The sequence below is a fragment of the Thalassoroseus sp. genome, assembly GCF_984380535.1.
In genome coordinates this window covers 132,555-158,141 of record NZ_CFHRBF010000021.1, presented here as the reverse complement: position 1 = coordinate 158,141, position 25,587 = coordinate 132,555, and the positions used below count along the sequence as shown (strand labels likewise).

The following is a 25,587-nucleotide window of genomic DNA, read 5'->3' as shown; positions in this document are numbered from 1 at the left end:
GCCATATCGAGAGTGTTGCCAAATCGGCTATGATTTTCCAACGCTCGCGTCATTGAAACGATAAGATAAAATTGATGAACTCAGTCGAACAACAAATTCTCGATCATATTACTCAGCCCGACTATAAGCCGATCAAGGCGTCAGCGCTGGCGAAGAAACTTCGGATTACGAAGTCCAAACTGTCCGCCTTTCACGATACGTTAGAGCAACTCATCGCCGATGGGCAGGTCCGGGAGAACCGCAATGGCCGGATCCGTCCCCGGGCATTAGCGGGCGAAGTCGTCGGGATCATTAAACGCGTTGGGAGTGGTGGGGGATACGTGATCCCGCACGAACGCACCCCCGACCTGCATGATCAAGACGTTTACGTGTCGCCTGAAGATGTCGGAGCGGCACATACGGGCGATGAAGTCACCGTGCGACTTGTCAACCGCCGACGCAGCAACGGACAACGCTGCGGACGCATCACGTCGATCATCCAGCGAGCAACGCAGACGTTTGTCGGCACATACTTCGAGGACGGGGAAACCGGACTGGTACGGGTCGATGGCACCACGTTTACCGAACCGATTGTCGTTGGCGACTCGCGTGCGAAGTCCGCCAGACCCGGCGACAAAGTCGTGATCGAAATGCTACGGTTTCCAACGCCGCGGTATGTTGGTGAAGGCGTTATTACACAGGTTCTTGGCGCGGTCGGTGAACCTGGCGTGGATATGCAAAGCGTCATTCACGAGTTCGGTTTGCCTCAGGCCTTTCCTGAAGATGCCCTCGAAGAGGCCCGCGAGCAAGCCGCACTTTTCGATGAAGAGAACATCGGCGACCGTGACGACTTCACAAAGGAAGTCACCGTCACGATCGACCCTGTCGATGCCCGCGATTTCGACGACGCGATTTCGCTCAAACGAAAACGGAACGGGCATTGGCAACTCATGGTGCATATTGCCGACGTCGCTCACTTCGTGCAGAAAGGATCGCCGCTCGACAAAGAAGCCTACGATCGCGCAACCAGCATTTACTTACCTGGCCGTGTGATCCCAATGTTGCCGGAGCTGATTTCGAACGGACTTGCAAGCCTGCAACAAGGCAAGGTCCGGTTCACAAAGACGGTGCAAATCGAGTTCACCCCAGATGGCATTCCGGTCGATGTGCACTTCGCAAATTCGGTGATCAAAGTGAACCGCCGGTTCGCCTACGAAGAGGTGATGCCGATCATCAAAGACCCGGACAAACACAAAGGCCGCATTAGTGCTAAAGTTCGGCAGATGCTCGGGTGGATGCACGAACTCGCGATGATCCTTCGGAAACGACGGTTTGAACACGGTGCCTTGGAATTGCACCTCAAAGAAGTCAAATTAGACTTTGATTCCGAAGGGGCTGTTTGCGGTGCACATAAGGTTGAGCACGACGAGAGTCATCAAATTATCGAAGAGTTCATGCTCGCTGCGAACATCTCCGTCGCCACCGCAATGGATGACATGGAGTATCCATTTCTCCGACGTGTCCACCCGGAACCGGATGAACTGAAACTCAAAGCGTTCGCCGAGTTCGCAACGGCTCTTGGGTATCCGATCAAGAAATATCAAAGCCGTTCGCATTTGCAATCGCTCGTCAACGCTGTGCACGCCAAACCTGGCGAACAGGCGGTGAACTTTGCGTTGCTTCGCAGCATGAAACAAGCGTCGTATTCGCCCGAGGAAATCGGCCACTATGCGCTCGCGGAAGAAAACTATTGTCACTTCACAAGCCCGATCCGCCGCTACCCAGACCTAACCGTCCATCGGCTCTTCGACGAAATCGTCAAGCACCACAAGAAGGCACGGTTCGATAGTTTTAGTGATCTCGCGAAGCAAGGCCGACACTGTTCCGATCGGGAACGTCGCGCTGCAACTGCAGAACGAGAATTGACGAAAGTCAAACTCCTCACCCACATGGAAAGCCGGGTGGATGAAACTCTCGAAGCAGTCATTACCGGCGTCGAACGGTTCGGAGTCTTCTGCCAAGGCGTGGATGTGCCCGCTGAAGGCATGATTCACGTCACTGCACTGGAGCCGCAAGACTATTACGACTACGAACAATCAATCTTCGCGTTCGTCGGCCGCCGCACTGGCACTCGCTTCCGTCTCGGCGACCGTATCCGCGTGATTGTTGCCAGAGTCGACGTCGATCGCCGAGAACTCGACTTCCGTGTCGCCCCAGATAACAATCCAAGAACGAACAAACGAAAGTCGAAATCCAAAGACAAGAAACCCAAGCCAAAGCCAAACAAAACCCGCTCAAAACGCAAACGGCGCTAGTCTCGCGGAGTTCGGCCTGCACTCTCTGTGTGGGTTTCGTTTCGCTACACCTACTCCAACGAATTCAAATACGCTGCAATTGCCGAGGCATCTTCGACGGTCATTTTGTAGGGGGGCATGGGGGCATCGGGTTTGGGGCCGCGGGGGCGTTTGCCGGTGGTGAGCAACATGACAAGGTCGCTTTCACTCCATCCGCCCGGCAAACCTGCAATGGACGGGGCATTGAAGGCCCACTGTTGCGTGCGGTAGGGACTGGCCACCGGCACCGGAGCGCCTTCGAAAAGCTTGCGGGTGTCAATATCGCCGTTTGATCGTCGTGGCGAATGACATTGCACACACATTGCGACCTGAGTGGCAAGGTACTTGCCGCGTTCGATTTTCGACATCCCTTTCGACGAACTCGACTCGGCTGGTTTCGATTCGTCTTCCTGTCCGACCACATCGGTTGGCATTTGCAGCACGAATCCCAAGCATCCGATGACCGCCAACAGAGCCAATCCCCAGCGGATTCGGGTCGAATTTTTCACCAATCTTCTCCTTGGAAATGAATTTCAATTGTTCGAGGCCGTATGGCCATCACATGCAGGTGTCGCAAGCCATTCCGCAAGACTCGCCTTGCAGAAGAATGGCCATCGGTCAGGGAATCATAGTCGTTTCCGGCGTGAAAACCAGACTCCGGCCGGCAGCCTGTTGACCACCTGTTCCACTCGGCTCATAATGCGATTGCGGGCCATGGCGGGAATGGAAAGGCGGTCGAGCGATGAAGAACAACGTGTTCGCCGTGATGACGGTTTGGCTGGCGGGCGGTCTTGCCCCGGTGTTCGGCCAAGTGGTGCACTCATTCGATTTCCAGTATTACCATGGTCCGGTCGGCGGCGGATTCCTCCCGGTCTGCGGTCAATACGGTTTACAGAGTTTTACCGTGGTCTCGTCGCCGATCTGGACGCGAACGGATTGCGTGCTGTTCGAACCGACGCCAATTTACACCCCCATCGCAGTTTCGGGTCCGGTTCCCGCTATCGGACAATGGCCGCCTGAACAATTTCCAGCCACGCCCGCGTTCGTTCCGAACTCGTTTGGCGTTCCCGTCAATGCCATCATTGGACCGAGCGAACCCATCGTTCCGGAACCTTCGACGCACCTATCGAAATTGAAGAGCGTGCGAGCCCAAATTCGCGGCGATCATTGGTTCCGACAGCAGAAATTCAGCACTGCCTATCGACGCTATCGCGATGCCGTCAATCATGCTCGCGATCGGGGAGCGGCTCACTTGCGGCTGACGATCGCATTGGCGGCGATCAATCAGTTCGACCGGGCGGCCGATCAATTGAAGCAGGGACTGCAAGCCGATCCAACCCTTGTCGACGAAGCCGATACGCTGAACGCGATATTCGGTGCAGACAACGAACTCGCGAAGCAAGGCGTGTTGCTGGCGGTTCTGGATTGGTTGGATGAAGAAAAACAGAATCCCGATCGCTTGTTCCTGGCGGGTGCATTGTTACAACTAGATGGCCAAATCGACCACGCGAAAAAGCTGCTTGAGGCCGGTTGGAAACTCTCAGGGCGAGCAAATTGGTTTGAACCGTTTCTGGCCGCGATTCCACCAGCCGATGCGGTTGACCCTTGACGAAACTGAGGCATCGATTGACGTCTGAAGACATATCACCAACGGAGTCCGCACCAGCGGAGCGGACGCTGGTGACGCTCTGCACATACAACGAAAGTGAAAATCTCCCCGGCTTGATTACGGAGATTCATCAGCACGCGGCCGATGTCGACGTGTTGGTGATCGACGACAATTCCCCAGACGGAACCGGGCGGATCGCCGATCATCTGGCATCGACGGATTCGCGAGTCCATGTGTTGCATCGAGCGGAAAAGCAAGGGATCGGGGCGGCCACGCTGGCCGGATTCCGCTGGGCGATCGAACGCGGTTACACATGGCTAATCAATATGGACGCGGACTTCAGCCATCATCCGCGTCATCTGCCGGAGTTGCGAAATGCGATTACTGGAACGAACGGCGAAGCGGTGGATGTCGTCATCGGTTCGCGTTACGTGCCGGGCGGTGGGATTGAAGGTTGGGGACCGCTTCGGCATGTGATGAGTCGTGGCGTCAATCTTTATGCTCGCACCGCGCTTCGACTACACACGAAGGACAACAGTGGATCGTTCCGCTGTTACCGTGTGAGCAAACTGGCGGAAATCGACTGGAACCGTGTGCGTGCGAAAGGGTACGCATTCGAAGAAGAAGTCCTCTACCGCTGCCGACGGGTTGGCTGCCGATTCGTGGAAGTGCCGATCGTCTTTCTCGATCGGCAGCATGGCCAATCGAAAATCAACACCCGCGAAGTGCGACGGGCGTTATGGGACATTTTTCGCTTGGGCATCGACAACGTCCGCGGCGTGCCAGTCCGTGAGAACACGGAAACTCCATCCTCGTAGTCTCGTCGAGTGCGTTACGACGCACCACAAATTCCGTACCTGCAATCAACGGTGCGTCATGACGCAGCCTGCGAAACGGTGCGTAAGGTTGGACCGCGTATGAGGAATCCCGGGTAGACGTGCAAGTTCCCAGCGGATGGCTTACGCTGTGAGATCGAAACCTTCATAGATTTCCCGATCACAGAGGATCATCCATGTTTGATCGAATGACGAAACTGGCCGTTTGTTGCATTCTGTTCACGGCTTCCAGTGCCGACGCGGCCGAGCCAACCACGCCGGACGTTGAATCCAAGTATCTGGCGAACATCCATCAAGTGACACACGGCTTACCACGCGCCGGGGAAGGATACTTCTCTCCCGACGGCAAAACGATCGTGTATCAGGCGTATCCGGTAGGGTATCCGTTCTATCAGATTTACACGCAAGACTTGGAATCGGGCGACGTGCGACGAATTAGCCCCGGTCGCGGTCGGACGACATGTGCCTACTTCACTCCCGATGCCGGCAAGATTCTTTTCGCCTCCGCCCATTCGCACCCGCAAGTGGCACGGGAAGAATTGGCCGCTCGTAAACTCGCTGCGGAAGGCGGACGACGCCGTTACCAATGGGATTTCGATGAGTACATGGATATCTACACCGTCGACCGCGACGGGACGAATCTGACCCAACTGACCGATGCCCCCGGTTACGATGCCGAAGGCAGTTACTCGTCCGATGGCAAGCACATCGTGTTCACATCGACACGGGACGGCGACCCGGACTTATACATCATGGACGCCGACGGCAAGAACGTTCGGCAAATCGTGAATGTCGACGGATACGACGGCGGCCCGTTCTTCTCACCCGATGACAAATGGGTGATTTTCCGCAGCGATCGCGAGAAAGAACACATGCTGCAGTTGTACGCGGTCTCCGTCGACGGCAAACATGAAGTGCAATTGACCGATAACCTCAACGAAGTCAACTGGTGCCCTTACTTTCACCCGAGCGGGCAGTACATCATCTGGTCGAGTGCGGACTACAGTCGTGGTCCGGTGGGAGCCCATTTCCAACTGAAGACAATGGAAATCGAATACGATGACGACTCGTTCACGGGCGGGAAAGTCACGCAAGTCACGTCGGCCCCCAAAGCCGACGTGTTGCCGGTGTTCAGCCCGGATGGCACGAAATTGATGTGGACCAGCACCCGCACCGAAGACGGCAGCAGCCAACTCTGGATGGCAGATTGGATACGCGGTCAATCAAAAGAATAACAACTCACGTTTGCTGAGGATTGCCCCCAACAGACCTATACAAGGAACAAATTCATGAGCCGTCTCGCGATGATTGTGATTGTGTGGTTTGGGACTTTGGCCAGTCAACTTTTTGCTCAATGGCCGGAATTCCGGGGAGCAAATAACGATGGCATTTCCACCGCGACGACGGCTCCGTTGGAATGGGATGAGAAAACCCATGTCGCGTGGCGTGTCCCCCTTCCCGGCAACGGCAACGGAAGCCCGGTTGTTGCGGATGGTCACGTCTTCGTGACCTGGGCAAGTCCCGATGGCAAGGAACGTACGCTCGGTTGTTTTGCGGAATCAAACGGTAAACAACAGTGGGCGAATACCATCGACTTCGACGACGAAGAACCGACGCACAAAACGAATCCACACGCGCCGACGACGCCGGCGGTTTCGGGTGATCGCGTGGTCGTTTGGCATGGATCGGCGGGAATCTTCTGCTACAACTTGGCCGGGAAACTGCAATGGGAAAAGGACCTCGGCAAATTCATTCACATCTGGGGGTTCGGGTCGTCACCGATCATTCATCACGAAACAGTCTTTCTGAACGCCGGCCCTGGCGAACGACAATTCGTAGTTGCTTTGGACCTCAAAACCGGTGACGAACTTTGGCGAACCGAGGAACCCGGTGGTGCCAGCGGACTGAACGAAGAAAGCCGGGAATGGATCGGCTCTTGGGGAACTCCCGTGGTCGCCAGAGTGAATGGTGAAGAGCAACTCATTGTCGGTCAGCCGAAACGAGTCGTGGCCTACGATTTGAAGTCGGGAGACATCCTGTGGCATGTGGGTGGTCTTGAACAAAAGGGTTTGGTTTACACCTCGCCGATCATCAGTGAATCTCTCGGATTAGGGGTCGTGATGGGCGGTTTCAAGGGGACTGCAATCGGTTTTCAGCTTGGCGGTCGCGGAGATGTCACTGAGCAAAATCTGCTTTGGCAGGTGAAACAAGGAAACCCGCAACGAATCGGTTCCGGAGTTGTTCTGGGCGATTCCATCTACTCCGTGGGAGCCGGTCCGGGCGTCGTGCAGTGCCTGGAAATGAAAACCGGGAAGGAACGTTGGAAAGCGCGGGCCAAAAGTTTTTGGGGTTCCGTCGTTGCTGTCGGCGAGCAACTTTACGCCACCGACCAAGATGGCACCACGCACGTGTTTGCGGCTGACCCGAAGGAGTATCGCGAATTGGCCATCAACAAACTCGGTGAACCAAGCAACTCGACTCCCGCAATCACCGAAGGCCAAATCGTGATCCGCACTGCGAAAAGCCTGTTCTGCATTCGCTAGACCGGACTATCAACCGGCCGCTCTCCGTTCTGTTTAAGGATCGTCTCTGATGTTGGAGCAAACTTGTCTTCGCAGTCGATTGGTTTTCGCGTCGACCGTCTTCATCTGTCTGACCGTGCTTGCAACAGCAGACGGTATTGCCAGCGATTGGCTGCAGTTCCGCGGCCCCGGTGCACGTGGCATCTCGAATGACAAGAATCTGCCGGAACGGTGGAGCGAAACCGAAAACGTGATTTGGAAGACGCCTCTTGAAGGGCGTGGGTGGTCGTCACCAATCGTCGTGGGGAATCGTGTGTTCGTGACGACGGTGACACGAGCAATGGGCAAACCCGAGGACGCCAAACCAGGGCTCTACTTCGGAGGCAATCGAACTCAGCCTGATGAAGTCTTGCACGAGTGGAAAGTTCTATGCCTCGACCTCTCCAACGGCAAACTCGTATGGGCTCGAACACTCCACAAAGACATCCCCCAAAACTCTCGTCACATTAAAAACAGTTATGCTTCCGAAACTCCCGTCAGTGATGGCGAGCGAGTATACGTTCTCTTCGGCGATGTGGGACTCTACTGCTTAACCTTGAAGGGAGAGCCGGTTTGGCAAATCGACTTGCCTCCGTGCAAAACTCGATTTGACTGGGGAACAGCAGCTTCGCCGGTTCTGCACGAGGGTCGACTATACGTCGTCAGCGACAACGAAGACGAATCGTCTCTAACAGCACTGGACGCGAAAACGGGTGAAGAGATTTGGCGTGTCAAACGCGATGAAAAAAGTAATTGGGCCACGCCGTTCGTTTGGGAGAACAATGAACGCACTGAGATTATCACACCGGGAACCGGCCGAACTCGGTCGTATGACTTGAACGGCAATTTACTGTATTCGTTTGAAGGGTGCTCAAGTATCACGATTGCAACCCCCTATTCAGCGCACGGTCTGTTGTACGTTACATCCGGTTACGTGAATGACTCCAGCCGCCCAATCTTTGCAATAAAACCAGGGGCAAGTGGCGATATTTCTTTGTCAGAGAACCAGACATCGAATGACTCGATTGCCTGGTGCCAACCCAAAGCGGCCCCCTACAATCCGTCCACACTCGTCTATCAAGACCAACTCTACGTTCTCCATGATCGTGGTTTAATGGCGTCCTATGATGCCCGAACTGGCGAACTAATCTACGAACGAAAGCGGTTGCGTGGCGGGCGTTCTTTCACTTCCTCGCCATGGGCTTACAACGGAAAGATCTTCTGCCTTAACGAATTCGGGGATACCATCGTTATTCAGGCGGGACCGGAATTCGTGCAATTGCACTCGAATCCGCTCGAGAGCAACGAACTTTGCATGTCCACACCAGCCATCGCTGGAAGCAAACTCATCATCCGCACTGGTGATGCCCTGTATTGCCTTGGCAACCGCTAGTGTGCTGTCCGCTGATTGTCTAAGTTCCCCTTGCCTAGCGACTGCCAGACTAGGGGACATCTAACAATTTTGAATATCGTCGATCGGCAAACGCACTACTTTCGGTTGCTGCCGAAAGTCACGAGAGAGCGTTGGAGCAATAATGTTCAAGTTCCCCATCTATGTGTTGACGCTCGCATGTCTCGTGAACGACATCGCGACACAGCAAGCCAGTGCCCAACAGTCTCCAAGAACACAAGATACTCGTCGCCGACGTGAAATTACGTGGGTCAATCCTGATATCCCTCAAATGCGTGGACTGACCCACAAGGTTTTAGCTAGCAAATCGCTTGGTCACGATGTGGGATATGTGGTGTGGACCCCACCGGAGTTTGATACCAGCCAGCTTACGCGTTATCGCGTTGTCTATTTCTTGCATGGGGCCGGCGGTTCGGAAAAGTCCGACTCAGCTGGCTTTGCCTCACGAATCGCTCGCGAAATGCGTTCGGGAAAGTTTCCGCCGGCGATTTGCGTGTTTCCCAATGGCGGATTAAGCGGTTACCGCGGGCAGATCGAGTCGATGATCGTCGACGAACTGATTCCGCAAATCGACAAATCGTATCCGACAAAACCGGATGCGTCCGGCCGTGTCGTCTGTGGCTTCTCGATGGGCGGGGCTGGCGCGGTTCATCTATCCTTGAACCATCCCGATCTATTCTGTGGTGCGGGAAGTTGGGGCGGAGCACTTTCATTCCGTGGCAGTGCTGAAGACAGCCCACTCCTAGCAATCGCCAAGCAAAATGCCGCGAAACTCAAAGCGAACAATTTCGCATTGATCACTATTAATGGCGATCAAGATCGGCCGGAAGCTTTCAAACCGCTCGCCGACTTACTGCATAGTCGAGGAATCAAGCATCAAACCCTCGTGCTTGCTGACACGAACCACAATCTCGGCAAATACTATGAACGCTCTAGCGATACGATGATCGAATTCCTGGCGGATTGTCTTAGCCCGACACGATCAGAGAACTAGTTCTAAATCGATGAAATCGCTTGCGGGTTTAGCGACGAACGATCCACAGTATCGTGTCGTCGGCCTCAACTGAGTCGATTACCATACAAAACGGTTCATCAGTTAGATCACGCCTGGCAATTAGATCGGAATGAAAAAAACTCGCTGGTTGGCTTTGAACGCAGCGAGGTCTTATGGGTTATCCCCGCTATGAAGACTCTTTCGAGTCAATCATCCGCGGGTCGAATTTTGATTGTTGGTCGCGCACAGACGCGTTAGCCAACATCGAACATCATCATGTTTAGGCAATTTCAGGAACTTCAAATCCCTTACGGTATTGTCGTTTGAGGAAGTTATTGGCCTGCTCGGAATGTTCGCCGACAAACACTTCCTTCTCGACATCAACATCCAGCACTGGGCTAAGTTTGATTTGCGTGCTTTCAATTCCGATGTCGTGAGATGCGAGATGCTTCTCGGTTTCTTCGAGCAAACTCGTCCAGATGTCTCCACCGTTGACAGATTTGGCCGCTTCGTAACTGAAGTTGTCGCCGGCTCGGAAGGCGATGTTCGCTAGGTTGCACCAACCAGTCGAATGATGCCCCACGAGCACATCAGTATTGAGGATGGATGAATCGCGTGATCGAACGGCATCAATGAAGTTCTGTTGATGCAGCGTATTACCGCCGTTGCCTTTGAACTTCTTGATAACTTTACCTTGGTCGTCAAACGCGACCGCGCTTCCCCGTTGACCTTCGAAACGTCCGCCTTCGCAGTAAGCAATATACCCACTGCCAGGGCCAGGATGTTTTGCCGATCCAATTTCCTTCAGATTGCTAAGGCCGATCACGACGGGAATGGAACCGGTATCGAAATACACGAAATGGACATTCGGCGTGTCACCGGCGTCGTTCCAGGCGACACGACCGCCACCACCGAAAATTCGCTTCGGCAGTGAAACCTTGTCTTGGAAAACGTTGTTCCGGAGATCGTCGAGCACGTGCACGCCCCAGTTCCCCATTTCGCCGGAACCTGTATTCCAGTCCCAGTGCCAATCGTAATGCAAATTGTTGCGATAGATCGGCTCATCCTGAGCTGGCCCAAGCCACATGTTGTAATCGAGGTTGGAGTCGATCTTGAGCGGTGTTGAGCGTTTGCCGATCGATCCACGTTGGCCGTACCGATTGACACGTGCGGACTGAATCTCTCCCAAGGCTTTCTCTTCGTGGAGGAACTTCTTGATTTCGGCTTGCATCGGATCAGAGCGTTGTTGGGTTCCGACTTGGCAAATACGATTGTACTTGCGAGCAGCCGCTACCACTTGCTGACCTTCCCATTGAGAATGTGAAAGCGGCTTCTCGACGTAAACATCTTTGCCGGCTTCCATCGCCTGAATCGCCGCCAAACAATGCCAATGGTTGCAGGCTGCAATAACAACGGCATCGATGTCGTCGTTCTCGAGCATTTCCGGCAGACTGGGAAAGATCGTTGCTTGTGTTCGAGAACCGTTTTTGGCTCCGGCAGCGCGACGCGGATCGGGATCGTATAGACCGGCAATCTTGACATGGTCGAGTTCTTTGAAGTGGCCGATCAATTGACCTCCTCGACCACCGCATCCGATAAAGCCCAACCGAATCTCTTCATTCGGGCTGGCGGCAAATGTTCTGTTCGATGCCACTCCCAACCAGGCACCGGCGGCGATCCCCGTCTGCAGAAAATGGCGACGGGTCAGCGAGCGATTTGTAGAACTCATTAGGACGATCTCCTTGGAAGTGTCGTGGAGTATAGAAGCTGTTGCAAGACCGAATTCATTGTAAACCAGACTTTGCAGCAACTGAACTTCCAAAACTCAGTTTCTCGCAAATCCCTGCAACATGTGTCGGGAAGCAGCGAGGCCAGAAATCGAAGATTGATTGAAAATCGACATTTTCAACCTAGCTGGCAATCTCTTCGTTGATCCACTTTCGGACACGAGCTTCGATTTCATCACGCACGGCTCGAAACTTTTCCAGTCGCAGATCGTCTGTGCCCACGGCGGCTGCGGGATCGTCGAATGGCCATGAAAGCACCGTCGCACCGAACGGCCATAAGCGAGGACATTCCCGCTCCGCATGTTCGCAAACCATAATAGCGTATCGGATAGGCACGCGACCGAGAAACTCTCGTGTTGACTTCGAACGATGCCCTTCCAGACTAATTCCGACTTCACGCATCACTTGAATGGTGAGTGGATTGATCTCCTGGGGATTCATACCGGCACTATGGGCCACAAAACGGTCGCTGCCATACTTGCGAAGTAACGCTTCCGCCATTTGACTACGGGCGGAGTTTGCAGTGCAAACAAAAATCACATGCCGTTGATCCATACTCCCTCTCCAATCCCTGGGACCTGCTTATGTAAAAAACTAAGATTCGTTCTATCACCGTATCGCAGGTCGTCCGAGATATAGGCACCGGTTCATTGCTCACCGTTCTATAACCCGTTGCGTCTACAAATACGGTACTAGTCGATTATTGGGTAGCGACCGCTGTGGATAATGCTAGCTTTGCTTGGCAAAACTTATAGCAGTCATCGAATTCCGGACACTTTAGGCACTCATTCCATTCGCCATGATCTGCAGTGATCGAGCGATTCGATCGCAGCAACCCGCCAGCACGCTCTACCAAGACCGTAAAAACCTTACCGGAAACCGGCTGATCCGAAGGCAGATGTAGTACGTCTGGAAACATTTTGCCGTAACATTCCCGATGATGATTCATGAGTAAACCTTTCTGCCTACAATTCCGCTACCGCGGCAGCTGATTGTTCATTTGGCTGTGCTTCGGGTTCATCCTCAAACCAATTCTTTGTATTGAGGCAGAACCGAACAAGCATCAGCATCACGGGGACTTCAATTAACACACCGACAACAGTAGCCAGAGCTGCGCCCGATGAGAGTCCATAAAGCATCACTGCGGTCGCAATCGCAACTTCGAAGTGATTTGAAGCTCCGATCATAGCGGTCGGAGCAGCGTTCTCGTATTTCAGTCCTAAGAACTTCGAGATACCGTACCCTAATGCAAAAATCAAAATCGTTTGCAAGAATAGAGGTATGGCAATCCAGAGAATCGTCGCAGGATTCTCAAGAATGACTTCGCCCTTCAGCGAGAACAACAAGACTAATGTTATTAGAAGAGCTGTGATGGTCACGGGCGTTAGCAAGTTTAGGAAACGCTCCTGAAACCACGCTTCTCCCTTGGCTGCAATTAGCCATTTACGAGAGAAGAACCCTGCCACTAAAGGCAACGCAACGTAGACCGTTATCGAAAGTAAAAGTGCCTGCCAAGGAACCGGCAGCTTGCCGACACCTAATAGGAACCCGCCGAGTACCCCGTATAGCAATAGCATTGTTAAGGAATTCACAGCCACCATGACCAATGTATGACTATCATTTCCACGGGCAAGATACCCCCAGACTAAGACCATTGCTGTACACGGCGCGATTCCTAATAAGATGCAGCCGGCGAGATAGCTTCGCCACAATGGCACCTGCAGCATCTTTACGCCATCGACAAGGACGACCTTGCCTGCTCCATAGTCGACGCCTACAGGCAGATCCTGCCCCAACGGGGGCTTGACATAATCAACTGCATCGGGACCGATGAAATTTAGGAAGAGAGTGCCCAGAAAAAACACGGCAATAGCGTACATTGTGAAAGGCTTGATCGCCCAGTTGAGGAATAGTGTGAGCCCGACCGGTTTCACCGCTTTCCCGGCTCGCAGGACCTCGCCGAAGTCGATCTTCACCATGATCGGATACATCATGAAGAACAGACATAGTGCAATGGGAATCGATACAACGGGCGCGTTATCGATATGAATCGCCATCTGATCGAGCGAATTCGCAAGCCCCGGGGCCAACTCGCCGAGTGCGATCCCGGCTACAATACATAGCGCGACCCACACAGTCAGATACCGCTCGAAGAATCCCATTCCACCTATACTTGGTTTCTGAGTAGTACAGTCTGCTTCCATAATTTTTCACTCCACGACCCAATACATTCGCACAGGCGAATATATTAACTAAAAAAAATTTTGCTTCAGTCACAGCAGTTTGATCGTTGCTCGAGACGGAGTTGTTTCGTGTCTGTCGTCAGCTGGGCAACTTCCAGACTTGCAGCTTCTACACATTCGAGCAGCTTGCCATGGAATGAAGTTTCGGCCGGTGTCAGCCGGTAATAATGCCACAAACCCTCTTTGCGAGCTGCGACCAGCCCCGTCTTACGAAGATACGCTAGATGCCGCGAAGCAGTTGGCTGCGGCACATCAAGCACGGTCACCAGATCGCAGACACACAACTCCCCATCACGCAGGAGATTCAGAATCCGCAAGCGTGTCCGATCGGACAGAGCCCGAAAGACCATGTCGACGTCAAGTTGTTGGGTGCCAGTATCCATATTCGCTTGGGCGAATGTTAGAAGACTAACTTGGTCAGGTCAACAGCTAAACTTCGTTCGTGGGGGGAGACGGACTCATGAACCATCCAGCGAGAGGGCGGAACCGGGTCGAGTATCGAGCGTCTTCGGTCGTCTTTTGGCGTGAGTGAGAATCCGAAAGTCATCCGTGGACTCGGGTTCTCTGCCCCCCATTAGGATCAAAAAGCAAATGGCTTCAGACATTCTGTGGAACAGTCAGAAAGACCTCTTTATTTGAGAGGAGGACCTTCAAGTTTCTTTTGGTTGGTTGTGAGAATCTGGAAATGATGGATTCCAACAGACTGGCCATCGGCGTATTTCCAGACCACTTTTTTGTCCCGAGTGACTTCGAACAACTTTGGGGCATGTCGATCGTGTCGCCCGCCGGCGTAACTCGTCACAACGATATTGCCGTTGGGAAGGACTTGCCCGCCGCACGGATCCTGTAGCCAATCTCCCGGGAGATCGTCATTGGTAAGTGTCCAAACAATTTTGCCGTCGCTGTCAAAATCAACCACTCGATTTCCATGCGTGCAGCAAACGAGTGTGTGGCCGTCGCCATGTCGAATCGCGGTGAAAGGCCAAGTGTGAATCTTGTGGTCGGTATCTTCTGGAACCGTTGTATCGAGTTTGTCCACAACCTTACCGTCCGGCAAATACTGAAAAACGGCGAAGTCTAACAAGTGCGGTGCAAGGTAATTTCCGTCGGGCGTCTTTCGGGTCATTCGAGTCTGCATGTGATGGTTCGACTTTTGACATGCCAACGGGAATTCTCGAATAATCTTCCCGTCTGAATCGACTTCTAGTAGTCGTGGCTTGTTTCCTGCTTCTGTGATTACAAAGTTGCCTTCGGCAGTGGGTTGAGCACTGTTGACTTCGCTCTGCGTACCTTTCCAATTCAATGTCTCGGTCCCGCTCGGATCAATGCGAACAACTGCACCGCCCTTGTATCGTTTCGATTTGCTTAATGTCAGAATGATCGTGCCATCTTCAAGGACAAAACCATCCCGAGTCGCAGCCGGATAGGTCCAACTCGCTTTGCCGTCCTCTCCCATGATATAGGTGTGTTTGCCACACGCGAGAAAGCTATGAGTAATCTCCTGAGCAAGCAAACTCATTTGCGAAAGCAAACAAACAGCAACAGTGGCTAAGCAGAGTATGAGCGACTTCATCGAAGGGGTTCTTTCGCTAGGTTCAAGGCGGTTGACTTCACCGAGTTCTCGATCTTGATTGCGACCGAGGTTTGCGTGCCGGTGGGACCGGAGGCGTCTTCGGACGCGAATCCAACGGGTCGAAAAAACGCATGTTCTTGCCAACGCGATTGTAGTCACCGAGATCCTCACGCATCGCGTCTGCTAGCATCAACAATCGTTCAACAACGTCTGGATATTCATCCGCTACGTTTGTTGTCTCACCAATATCAGTATCCAAATTGACAAGAAACGGTTCTGGGAAACCGATTCGATCGGAAGACGCAATGTGTGTATTCCGACTAAACGGAGCGACTCCGACAGGTTCCTTTTCACGCGGCAAATGCAACTTCCACTTCCCTTGCCGAACGCCTTGTAAATGAACTCGGAGATAGTAGAAGTACGCCTTTTCCGGATTGGCTTTGTGAAAGTCACCATGAAAAAGATGAGTGATGTCTTCGCCGTCAATAACGCGATCGTCAGGTACTTTTGCGTTCGCTAGTTTCGCGAACGTAGGCAAGATATCGAGCGTGCTAGCAAGTTCATCGCATGTGGTTCCCGCCGGCACTCGGCCTGGTCCCCATAGAATTGTCGGTACACGCACGCCACCCTCAAACGTGGAAACTTTGCCGCTCCGCAATGGTCCGGCAGATCCTCCGTGGTCGCTTGGCAGATGACCATCTGCATGGTCTTTGTTCTTGATTAGCCAAGGGCCATTGTCACTAGTAAACAGGACATAAGTATTGTTCGCCAACCCCAAATCTTGCAAGGTGTCAAGGAGTCGACCGACATTAAAATCAATCTCCTCGATCACATCTCCATACAGGCCGCGTTTGCTTTTTCCCTTGAAGCTCGCAGACGCATCTAGTTTTGTATGCGGCATTGTATGCGGGAGGTAGACGAAGAACGGCCGACTGCGGTTCTGCTTAATGAACTTGATGGCTTCATCGGTATAACGCTGAGTCAAAGTCGCCATGCGAGTCGACTTTTCGATGAGTTCTTCGTTTCGATAGAGGTTCGCAAGCCGATCGTTACTGGTCGGCGTTCCATAGAAATAGTCGAACCCTTGCCGAGTCGGGAATAGGTCGATGAAGAAATCAGTTTGTGTATGTTTTGCTAAATCCCATTTCCCAAAACATGCTGTTGCGTAGCCTTGGGTTTTCAGTACTTCGGAAATCGTTATCTCATCGCTGTGAAGAATCGGATGGACTTGTTTAATGTTCCCGCGTTCCGCAACCCGCATTGGATAACAGCCGGTCATTAAGGCCGCACGTGAGGGGCCACAGATCGGTTGTGCATAGAAACTCGTGAATTTCATTCCCTGTTCGGCCATCGCATCCAAACGAGGGGTTCGAATATCGGGCGAACCGAAACATCCAACATCCTGATAGCCCTGGTCGTCGGTAAATACGACTATAAAGTTAGGAGGCGATTCGACGGCATTCGCACTTGTGATCATGCCGACTATTCCCCAAGCAAGAACGAGTGCTTGCAGGTAGCGGCAGAACGAGACGCCTTCGGACAATCGATTCATCGTGCGAAGTCCAGTTCAAAAAATGGTACTCTCGGCGGTTTGGCATTTAGGCGATAATGTCATAAACGACATGGCCATGCACATCGGTCAAACGCATGTCGCGGCCACTGAACCGGAATGTGGAACGAGTATGATCCACACCGAGTAGGTGTAGCATGGTCGCGTGAAGATCATGCATCTCAATCCGATTCTCGACGGCCTTATACCCCCACTCATCGGTCGCACCAAAGACGGTTCCCGGTTTGACACCGCCGCCAGCTAGCCAAATGGTGTACCCGTACTGATTGTGATCACGACCGTTCTTGCCTTGTGCGAACGGTGTTCGGCCGAACTCACCTGCCCAAACGACAAGAGTATCGTCTAGTAATCCACGTTGTCGAAGATCTTTTAACAGTGCAGCGATCGGTTGGTCCACAGCACGAGCGTTGTTCTCGTGACCAGATTTCAAATTTGAATGCTGGTCCCAACGGTCGCCACCGACTTGCGGACAGGTCAATTCCACGAAACGAACACCTTGTTCGATCATCCGACGAGCAATCAGACACTGGGCTGCATAGATGCGTGTCGGCTCAAACTTGGAATCCATGCCGTACATCGTCTGAACATGCTGCGGCTCTGCAGACAGGGACATCACTTCAGGAACGGCCATCTGCATGGCATAGGCTAATTCATAGTTCTTGATAGCTGATTCCAGGCTATCGTGCTTGCCATAATGACTTGTCGCGAACTGATCGAGCTGATTGATGAGATCAAGTTTTTCGCGTTGTCGTTGTGGAGTCGCTTCCGTTGGTTTGATGTTTGCCACACCGGTACCGGAAGGTTTAAAAACGGAACCTTGATAACTAGCCGGCAAAAACCCGCTGCCGAAACAATCAAGTCCGCCAGGCGGAATCAAACCCCCGTTGAGCACAACAAACCCGGGAAGGTTTCGGCATTCGCTTCCGAGACCATAGTTGACCCAGGCTCCCATACTCGGCCGCCCCTGCAAGCCGCTCCCAGTATGCAGAAAATAATTTGCGAATGTATGCTCGGGAAAATTTGATGTCATCGAGCGAACAACCGCGAGTTCGTCGACACACTCTGCCACGTGCGGGAATAGAGAACTGACTGGAATACCCGATTCGCCATGTTGTTGGAACTTCCAGGGACTTGCCAATACCGTTCCGTTGTTGTTGAACTGAGTCGGTTCGACATCGAACAACTGACCGGGATCGCGGCCATTGTACTTGTCTAACATCGGCTTCGGGTCGAAGGTGTCGACTTGAGACGGTCCACCATCCATATACAGAAAGATGACGTTCTTCGCCCGAACTTCATGATGGGGGCCGTGACCGGCGTGTCCCGGAGCGGAAGACGGGACGTCACTGCCAGCAAATGCCCGATCAGACTGCAACGCCGCAAGTGCAAACGCACCGAAACCGCCGGCACATTTCGTCAGCATTTCGCGACGAGTGGTGGGTTGAGATTGATATCGTTGGCAAGGATAGGGGGTGAACTCATTCATCGGAGGAAAATAAACTCCTTAGTATTGACGAGGACATGAGCAAAATCCGCCCAGAGGCCCGAATCATCGGTAGTCACGTTTCGGTTCGCCGCCTGAGACTCGAGAAAGTGAATCGCAGTGTCCCGTTCCTGATCCGTTGGCAATCTTCCGAAACCGGCGAGATACATCCAGTCAATCCGTTTGACGAAGTTGTCTTCCCCCGGACCGAAATCATTCTGCAGTGCTCTTTCGCCCCAATCATGAGATAGTTCTACGACGAGTGGATCGTTCAACAAGATCAATGCCTGAGCCGGCACGTTTGAGACATTTCGTCGCCCCATCGAACTAAACGGTGCAGGGGTATCGAAAGTGAGCATCATCGGTGAAAGAAAATTGCGACGTACTGCAATGTAGATCGACCGACGACCGTCACCGTCCAACGGCCCGCTTTGGCTGGGACGTCCACGTCCATCCATGAACGGTGTCAAGTGGATAGGAACCGGAGGACCGAACTGAGTTTTATCGAGTCGTCCCGACAGAGCCAGCAAAGAATCGCGAATGACTTCACCTTCCAACCGCCGAGGGGGGCGATGATGCCAAAGAAGATTCTTGGGATCGACCTCCATTGCTTGTTCGGAGGCGTAGCTCGACATTTGATAGGTCCGCGAAAGCACGATGAACTTGATCATGCGTTTGAGACTTTGTCCGTCGGCTTGAAATCGAATCGCAAGATAATCGAGCAGTTCCGGATGCGTTGGCCGCTGCCCGAGGAATCCAAAGTCATCGACCGTCGGAACAATGCCACGCCCCATCAAATGATGCCAAATGCGATTGACGATGACACGCGATGTCAGCGGATTCGATGGACTGTTGATTTGTCGGGCCAATTCCAGGCGACCACTTCCTGCTTCGATCTCCATAGGGGCATCGCCGGAAATTGCTGTGAGGAAGTGGCGAGGTTCGATTTCACCGGGTTTGGACGAGTTGCCGCGAATCAGAATATGGTCGTCTTCGCCGGTGCCATCCATCATTGCCGGGGCAACGTGTGAAACACGGACGATCTGCCGACGAATTTCTTCCCGCTCCGCCTGCCACTCGCGAACAATGTGATTCGCACGAATGCTGCCACCGTTTGGGGTTTCGGACTTCAGGAATACGATATGATCAACCCCGATATTCCCCCAGCCCCCCTCGTGATTGTCGACGACCTGAATCCGAGCTTTCTTACCTTGGTACGCACGAACGTCCCAATGTTCGAGCGACATTTGATTGCTGTTTTTTCCGGTCGCGGACAGCGCGACGTCATCACCAATCATCAGATTGACGCAGGTCTTCCCCAGATGGCTTCCACCACCAACGAGGAATTCGATCGCGTCGAAATCGATGGTGAACTCAGACGATGTCAGCGTTCCCGTCAGTCGATCACCTCGACGAGTGTCGCCACCCGGTCGAATGTTGTGAGAATTGACGAAGAACTTGCCGCGTCCATTGATTCGCCCTTGATAAGGAGCAATGGTTTCCAAAGTTTGCGGAATCACTCCAAACGCTTTGCCGGTGACGGTCCAACCCTCATAATTCCCGGATTCGAAGTCCGCGAAAACGATTTCCTCCACCTTCTCGCTGCTATTGAGAATGGCTTCCGCAGCCTTAGCGTACTCGACATATTGCTTATCTAATGCCGCTAAACGACGATCGATCTCAGCCAGCCCGTTCGCGTCGAGTCCCTGCGTGACCATGCGGACGGACAATTGTGCGTCCTTAGCTGGTACGAACTCAAGATGCAGTCGATGCCCGATATAGCGAGACAGATTCAGCTTGACCCAGCGGTTGCCTGCCTTGACCGGGCGGATCGTCTCTTTATGAAGTGGACCGGCCACAAGCCGATGGGAATCGACACATGCAACAATATGCCCGGTCCCTTCGACTAAGCAGTTGACAGTCCCATGTTTCAACTCGAATGTCGGTGAACGAAGCGTCCGACCACTTTTGGGAAGTTTCGCAATTGAACTCCTGTTCTGAATTGCCCCTTCAGTAATGGATTCCAACCCCGACCAAATGGGATCGTTGACGGCTGCTCCGAACGTGGCGACTTCGACAGCACCGGTATCCGACAGATACGCTAGTCCCTCACGTCTTGGCGACTGACCATAAATTACACCGTCCTGAAGATAGTGTTTCTGGGGAATGTTCGCGTAGTCGACAACGATCGACTCATCATTGAGGTAACTCGATTGCTTTGGCAATCGAATGTCTTGGCGTTCCAAATAGTCTAGGATTTGACGCTGATATTTCGTGTCCGTCTCCGCCAGTTGTTCGGCCAGACGGCGATTCTGTTCCATGGATTCGAAACGGACTTGCCGATAATCACTACTCTGCAAGAAGCCCGATAGTGAGTAATAGTCGGCTGTCGAGATTGCATCGAACTTATGGTCGTGACAGCGGGCACAAGCGACGGTCACCCCGAGAAACGTTTTTGACATCACATCCAGCATGTTGTCGAAACGATCGGCTTCGTCCTTACGAATGTCGACGGGCGAGTGAACCCATTCGCCGAGAAACCAAAAACCGGTTCCGAGAATCGATTCATTGAACTTCTTCGTCGGATGTAGCCGAGGCTCTGGCAGTAAGTCGCCCGCAATGTGCTCACGCACGAATTGGTCGTAAGGAACATCGGCATTCAACGCCCGAATGACATAATCTCGGTACTGAAACGCATTCGGAGTGTCGTTATCGAATTCATGGCCACGCGACTCGGCATATCGCACCAGGTCTAGCCAGTGTCGTCCCCACCGCTCGCCAAAATGTGGGGACGCAAGCAATTCATCGACGACTCGTTCGACAGCTCCCGCTTCTTGATCGTCGAGAAACGCTTGTATTTGCCCAGGTGTGGGCGGCAAACCGATCAGATCAAAATAGAGTCGCCGCAGTAAAGCCGTGCGTTCGACATCATTGGCAGGTTTCAAACCGGCGTGTTCGAGTTGGGCAAGAATGAAGTGATCGATATCGTTTCGAGGCCATTCTTGATCCCGAACGATCGGCAGATCGGATTGGGCAGGCGGCTGCCAGACCCAAAACTCCGCTTTTCGTTGCTCGAGGTCGAATTCCGACGTGTTTGCATTGGCTACGGGTATCGGTTCGTCCGGCCAAGGTGCTCCCATATTGACCCAGCGGACGAGTGTCGCTGTATCCTCGTCCGGAAGTTTGCCCTTCGGCGGCATCTCATAGGACTCGTACCGCACCGCTTCGATCAGCAGGCTGCGATCCGCATCTCCCGGCTCAATGGCGGCTCCCGAGTCACCTCCACGCAGGATTGCCTCGCGGTGATCGAGCCGCAATGAACCTTCGATTCGATCAGCATTGGCACTATGGCATTGATAACAATGCTCTGCCAATAACGGCCGAACCTTCGTCTCGAAGAACTCCAGTTGCTCCTTCGTGACGACTTGGTCATCGCCAAGAATCACCGGGCATAGGGTCAGTCCCACGACGAATGGCAGCAACGCGAATGGGATAAATCTTGAGAGAGTCAGTTTCATGATCACAATAAAATAAACTGCGACAAACAGGACGCGACCAGTAACGATTCTTTTATTGATTATCGCATCAAAATGTCCATAGTCGAGGATAGAATGCGACATTCGATTAATGATTTGCGACACGTTCGACCAAGTTCGTTTCTATGACACCTAAAATCAAGAGACCTCGAAAGGTCGCTTTGCTTGTGGAATCATCTCGCTCGTATGGCCGTGGGTTGTTGCGGGGGATCGCACGTTTCGCGCAAACGCGGAGCCATTGGTCGTTGTTGCATCAGGAGATGACGATCGAAGTCTTTCTCCCGGATTGGATGATCGAATCAACTCTCAGCGGCGTCATTGGCCGACTCGATAATCGCACCATCGATTCCATCCGTCCCCTGGGTGTTCCTTGTGTCGATGTCCGCTGCAGTGAATCATTCCCAGGTGTCCCGCAGGTCGAAACAGACGATCGGAAAGTCGCGCGGTTGGCCTTTGAACATCTATGGGAACGTGGATTTCGACGCTTCGCATTTTGCGGTTTTCAAGGCGCTCATTATTCGGAAACGAGACTCGACAGTTTTCGTGAGCTCGTCGACCAAACTGGTTGCCCGCTATCTGTTTACGAGACCCCCGGCCCGAAGAAATCGACGCTTTCAAGTCTCGAAGAGGCGGGGATGTTCGACCTGAAAGCCATGCCCACGTGGCTGGGTTCGCTGGAACCGCCGACGGGCTTGTTTGTTTGCAACGATATCCGCGGACAACAAGTTTTGAACGTCTGTCGTGGACTCGACTTGAACGTGCCCGATGACCTTGGTGTGATCGGCGTTGATGACGACGATGCCATTTGTCCTCTCAGTGACCCACCATTGTCGAGTGTTCGGCCGGATGCGGAACGGGTCGGGTATCGCGCTGCGGAGATTCTGAACGCGATGATGAACGGCGAACCCGTCCCCCAGGTCATCGAATACATTCCCCCCATCTCCGTCGTCCAACGCCTTTCCACCCAGGTGATCGCCGTCGAAGATCGTGAGGTTGCACGCGTCTGTCGTTTCATTCGGGAGTATGCCTGTGATGGCATCGACGTCAACGATGTCGCGAACTTCACATCACTTTCTCGGCGACAATTGGAACGCCGATTTCGCCGAGAATTAAACCGAACTCCTCACGATGAAATCACGAATGTCCAAATTGCGAAAGTGAAACAGCTTCTGCATGAAACCAACCTGACACTCGAGGAAATCGCTCCTTTAGCCGGGTACAGTCACAAAGAGAGACTTAGCGCGGTTTTCAAAAGAGAATGTGGCGAAACTCCCGGCGCTTACCGGCGACGCGCCGGATCGGCCGGTCGCCAAGATGACGTTTTTGTTTCCTAGAATCAGTGGCAAAGCCGTTACATATCGCTTTAACGCCGAAAATTTCGGCGAATATGTCACCACGTAACATCATAATAGCAAAAAGGTTACATCGACCTCAAAGATTTCTTCTTAAATGATCGTTAACCTTCTTCGCTCCTACGGCATTTGCAAACATGCCAGAATCGAAACCAAACGACTTTGAGACAGCCTTTGTGGCACAGCTGACCGAACATCAGCTGGCGTTGCAAATGTATGTTCGGTCGTTGCTACCCGGGGATCTGTCCGCAAGTGATGTGGCCCAACAGGCGAATACGAAAATTTGGGAAAAGCGGACGGATTTTGAACTCGGCACGAACTTCAAGGCATGGGCGTTTAGCATCGCGCGGTATGAAGTCTTGAATTATCGAAAATCACAAGCCCGCGATGCCAAATTGGTTTTCAGTAGCGAGTTGGAACAGATTATCGAGTCGGAGCTTGCGGAATCGGATTTCGATCTTCAAGAACGGCATGACGCGTTGCGAGAGTGCATGGAGAATTTGAAGTCGCAAGATCGACAGCTTCTGCTGCATCGATATGCAAGTCGCGGAACACTCGCTGACTTTGCTGCGAGGGTTGGCAGAAGTCTCGGGGGACTCAAAGTCACCCTGCATCGGCTTCGCTCCAATTTGCTCACCTGTATGCAACGACGCCTGGGGACGGGAGAGGCGAAATCATGACTCCAAAGGAACTCAAATCCTTAATCGACGATGCCCTCGAAGGAACGATTTCTGAAGCCGACTTCCTTCGGTTGGAGGCCGAATTGTCGGTCGATCCGGTGGCTCGTCGTGAGTATCTTGATCGGGTCTTGCTTTCCACGTTGCTCGAAACCGAAGCGGCAGAGCAAGAGACTCCCGCTGCAAACTCGGTCTCCTTACCGGTCGATAAGCCGAGTCGTCGTTGGCGACTTGCGTTCGCCGGCATGGTCGCGGTTTGTGCAAGTCTTCTCTTTGTCATCGCCTGGCAATGGCAACACCAGAGTACGCCGACTAATCCCAATATGGCTGAAACGCCGACAGACGAAGAGGAAGCAACGGGCTTTGCCATTCTTTCCGGTCAGGTCGATGCGGTCTGGGGGGAAGGTGTGCTTGCAACCGGCGGCATTGTCCCACCAGGTGAACTCCGGTTGGAAAGTGGGTTGGCTCAGTTTGAGTTATTCAGCGGTGTGACGTTAGTTGTCGAAGGCGAAGCGGCGTTTTCGATTCTCTCGCCGATGGAAGTCTTCGTGGCGAGTGGCAAGGTCCGTGCCCGCGTGCCGGAACCTGCGCAGGGATTTCGCTTGCGAACTCAAGTGGGTGAAGTGGTTGATCTGGGTACCGAATTCGCGGTCGATGTATCTGCCGATCATTCTGAAGTGCATGTGCTCGATGGGGAAGTCGAATGGCATCCCACGGGACTGGATAAGCAGTTGCTCAAACAGGGCGACGCAACTCGTTCCAATACGCAAGGCCAGACAAAAATCACGGCGAACTCTAAGGCGTTTGTGGGAGCCTTGGATCTCGAACGCCGTTTACGCAATCAACAGCAGACACGTCGCGAGCAATGGAAACAAACGTCCGAGGAACTCGCTCGAGACGAACGTGTGATTGCTCACTATCAGCTGACACCCGCGGCAGTCGCCGAGCGTCGTTTGCCGAATCAGGTCTCCCATGGAGAACTGCGTGCCAGCGAGGGTGCTGTCGTCGCTGCGACGGCTGCTCAGAACCGCTGGGGTGAATCGGCGAGTGCGCTCGATTTCAGTCCCGCGGGCAGTCGTGTCCGGCTTCAAGTGCCGGGTGAGTACCAGAACCTAACCCTTGTGTGTTGGGTACGAATCAACAGCCTCGACCGTTGGTATAATTCGCTGTTCCTGACGGACGGACACGAACAAGGTGAACCGCACTGGCAGATCATGGACGATGGCCGACTGTTCTTTTCCGTTAAAAAGCGAGACGTGTTTGATCGCTCCAAAGGCGAGCAGGACAAGCACATTTTCTATTCACCGCCGTTCTGGAATCCGTCTCTCAGTGGTCGCTGGCTAATGATTGCCAGCGTCTATGACGGGACGAATCGCCAAGTCACTCATTATCTCAACGGCAAAGTGTTGAGTCAGGAAGCAATTCCGGAAGAGTACTTGGTCACCTACATTCGCATCGGCGATGCGTCGCTGTGCAATTGGGGACTCCCCAAATGGAACAAACCACGATTCGCGATCCGGAACCTCAATGGCAGTATGGACGAGTTCCTGCTGTTCTCCGCTCCCCTGTCGGGAAATGAAATTCGACAACTCTATGAGGTGTCCCATCCATGACATGGATTTCCAATCAGAAGACGTCAAGCA

The 25,587-nt window shown here is 53.1% G+C and carries 20 protein-coding genes; 10 read left to right on the top strand and 10 right to left on the bottom strand.

Annotated features, from left to right (window positions below; translation table 11 throughout):
* Nucleotides 1-74: 74 nt before the first annotated feature.
* Nucleotides 75-2,294 (top strand): ribonuclease R, encoded by a 2,220-nt coding sequence (gene rnr / locus AC5DDB_RS25455; RefSeq protein ID WP_491742573.1) that lies wholly within the window; start codon nt 75-77, stop codon nt 2,292-2,294.
* Nucleotides 2,295-2,344: 50 nt separating this feature from the next.
* On the opposite strand, the gene AC5DDB_RS25450 is transcribed toward rnr, so the two are convergent.
* Complete coding sequence (locus tag AC5DDB_RS25450) at nt 2,345-2,821, bottom strand: c-type cytochrome (RefSeq protein WP_491742572.1); 477 nt, start codon at nt 2,819-2,821, stop codon at nt 2,345-2,347.
* A 233-nt stretch (nt 2,822-3,054) separates the two neighbouring features.
* Between AC5DDB_RS25450 and AC5DDB_RS25445 the strand changes: the two genes are divergently transcribed.
* The 6 genes from AC5DDB_RS25445 (at nt 3,055) to AC5DDB_RS25420 (ending at nt 9,723) form a co-directional block, all read left to right on the top strand.
* Nucleotides 3,055-3,921: a tetratricopeptide repeat protein gene (locus tag AC5DDB_RS25445; RefSeq protein ID WP_491742571.1), complete on the top strand. Its 867-nt coding sequence runs from the start codon at nt 3,055-3,057 to the stop codon at nt 3,919-3,921.
* 71 nt (nt 3,922-3,992) lie between these two features.
* A complete protein-coding gene (locus AC5DDB_RS25440) occupies nt 3,993-4,739 on the top strand; it encodes a polyprenol monophosphomannose synthase (protein ID WP_491742570.1) in 747 nt (248 codons plus the stop codon).
* Between the two features lie 194 nt (nt 4,740-4,933).
* Nucleotides 4,934-5,992 (top strand): TolB family protein, encoded by a 1,059-nt coding sequence (locus tag AC5DDB_RS25435; protein ID WP_491742569.1) that lies wholly within the window; start codon nt 4,934-4,936, stop codon nt 5,990-5,992.
* A gap of 54 nt (nt 5,993-6,046) precedes the next feature.
* On the top strand, nt 6,047-7,300 hold the full coding sequence (locus AC5DDB_RS25430) for a PQQ-binding-like beta-propeller repeat protein (protein WP_491742568.1): 1,254 nt from the start codon (nt 6,047-6,049) through the stop codon (nt 7,298-7,300).
* A gap of 49 nt (nt 7,301-7,349) precedes the next feature.
* Nucleotides 7,350-8,711 carry an outer membrane protein assembly factor BamB family protein gene (locus AC5DDB_RS25425; RefSeq protein ID WP_491742567.1) on the top strand — a complete coding sequence of 454 codons (1,362 nt, stop codon included), beginning with the start codon at nt 7,350-7,352 and terminating at the stop codon, nt 8,709-8,711.
* Between the two features lie 142 nt (nt 8,712-8,853).
* Nucleotides 8,854-9,723: an alpha/beta hydrolase gene (locus AC5DDB_RS25420; RefSeq protein WP_491742566.1), complete on the top strand. Its 870-nt coding sequence runs from the start codon at nt 8,854-8,856 to the stop codon at nt 9,721-9,723.
* A 280-nt stretch (nt 9,724-10,003) separates the two neighbouring features.
* Here AC5DDB_RS25420 and AC5DDB_RS25415 read toward each other — a convergent pair whose 3' ends face one another.
* The 9 genes from AC5DDB_RS25415 to AC5DDB_RS25375 all read right to left on the bottom strand — a co-directional run bounded on the left by AC5DDB_RS25415 (nt 10,004) and on the right by AC5DDB_RS25375 (nt 21,897).
* Entirely contained in the window at nt 10,004-11,452 is a 1,449-nt protein-coding gene (locus AC5DDB_RS25415; RefSeq protein ID WP_491742565.1) for a Gfo/Idh/MocA family protein, read from the bottom strand.
* Between the two features lie 181 nt (nt 11,453-11,633).
* The gene (locus AC5DDB_RS25410; RefSeq protein WP_491742564.1) at nt 11,634-12,065 is read right to left on the bottom strand and encodes an arsenate reductase ArsC; all 432 of its coding nucleotides are present in this window, start codon (nt 12,063-12,065) and stop codon (nt 11,634-11,636) included.
* A 145-nt stretch (nt 12,066-12,210) separates the two neighbouring features.
* The gene (locus AC5DDB_RS25405; protein ID WP_491742563.1) at nt 12,211-12,459 is read right to left on the bottom strand and encodes a hypothetical protein; all 249 of its coding nucleotides are present in this window, start codon (nt 12,457-12,459) and stop codon (nt 12,211-12,213) included.
* Between the two features lie 16 nt (nt 12,460-12,475).
* Nucleotides 12,476-13,714, bottom strand: coding sequence for an ACR3 family arsenite efflux transporter (arsB, locus tag AC5DDB_RS25400; RefSeq protein WP_491742562.1), 1,239 nt, complete (start codon nt 13,712-13,714; stop codon nt 12,476-12,478).
* A 65-nt stretch (nt 13,715-13,779) separates the two neighbouring features.
* Complete coding sequence (locus AC5DDB_RS25395; protein WP_491742561.1) at nt 13,780-14,136, bottom strand: ArsR/SmtB family transcription factor; 357 nt, start codon at nt 14,134-14,136, stop codon at nt 13,780-13,782.
* 248 nt (nt 14,137-14,384) lie between these two features.
* Complete coding sequence (locus tag AC5DDB_RS25390) at nt 14,385-15,326, bottom strand: SMP-30/gluconolactonase/LRE family protein (protein ID WP_491742560.1); 942 nt, start codon at nt 15,324-15,326, stop codon at nt 14,385-14,387.
* 37 nt (nt 15,327-15,363) lie between these two features.
* A complete protein-coding gene (locus tag AC5DDB_RS25385; protein WP_491742601.1) occupies nt 15,364-16,803 on the bottom strand; it encodes a sulfatase family protein in 1,440 nt (479 codons plus the stop codon).
* A 121-nt stretch (nt 16,804-16,924) separates the two neighbouring features.
* Nucleotides 16,925-18,319, bottom strand: coding sequence for a DUF1501 domain-containing protein (locus AC5DDB_RS25380; protein ID WP_491742600.1), 1,395 nt, complete (start codon nt 18,317-18,319; stop codon nt 16,925-16,927).
* A 59-nt stretch (nt 18,320-18,378) separates the two neighbouring features.
* On the bottom strand, nt 18,379-21,897 hold the full coding sequence (locus AC5DDB_RS25375) for a PSD1 and planctomycete cytochrome C domain-containing protein (RefSeq protein WP_491742559.1): 3,519 nt from the start codon (nt 21,895-21,897) through the stop codon (nt 18,379-18,381).
* 185 nt (nt 21,898-22,082) lie between these two features.
* On the opposite strand from AC5DDB_RS25375, the gene AC5DDB_RS25370 reads away from it, so the two are divergent.
* The 3 genes from AC5DDB_RS25370 to AC5DDB_RS25360 all read left to right on the top strand — a co-directional run bounded on the left by AC5DDB_RS25370 (nt 22,083) and on the right by AC5DDB_RS25360 (nt 25,557).
* A complete protein-coding gene (locus tag AC5DDB_RS25370) occupies nt 22,083-23,249 on the top strand; it encodes a XylR family transcriptional regulator (RefSeq protein WP_491742558.1) in 1,167 nt (388 codons plus the stop codon).
* A gap of 155 nt (nt 23,250-23,404) precedes the next feature.
* The gene (locus AC5DDB_RS25365) at nt 23,405-23,947 is read left to right on the top strand and encodes a sigma-70 family RNA polymerase sigma factor (RefSeq protein WP_491742557.1); all 543 of its coding nucleotides are present in this window, start codon (nt 23,405-23,407) and stop codon (nt 23,945-23,947) included.
* Nucleotides 23,944-25,557 carry a LamG-like jellyroll fold domain-containing protein gene (locus AC5DDB_RS25360; protein ID WP_491742556.1) on the top strand — a complete coding sequence of 538 codons (1,614 nt, stop codon included), beginning with the start codon at nt 23,944-23,946 and terminating at the stop codon, nt 25,555-25,557. Before AC5DDB_RS25365 ends, AC5DDB_RS25360 begins: the two co-directional genes overlap by 4 nt.
* Nucleotides 25,558-25,587 lie beyond the last annotated feature (30 nt).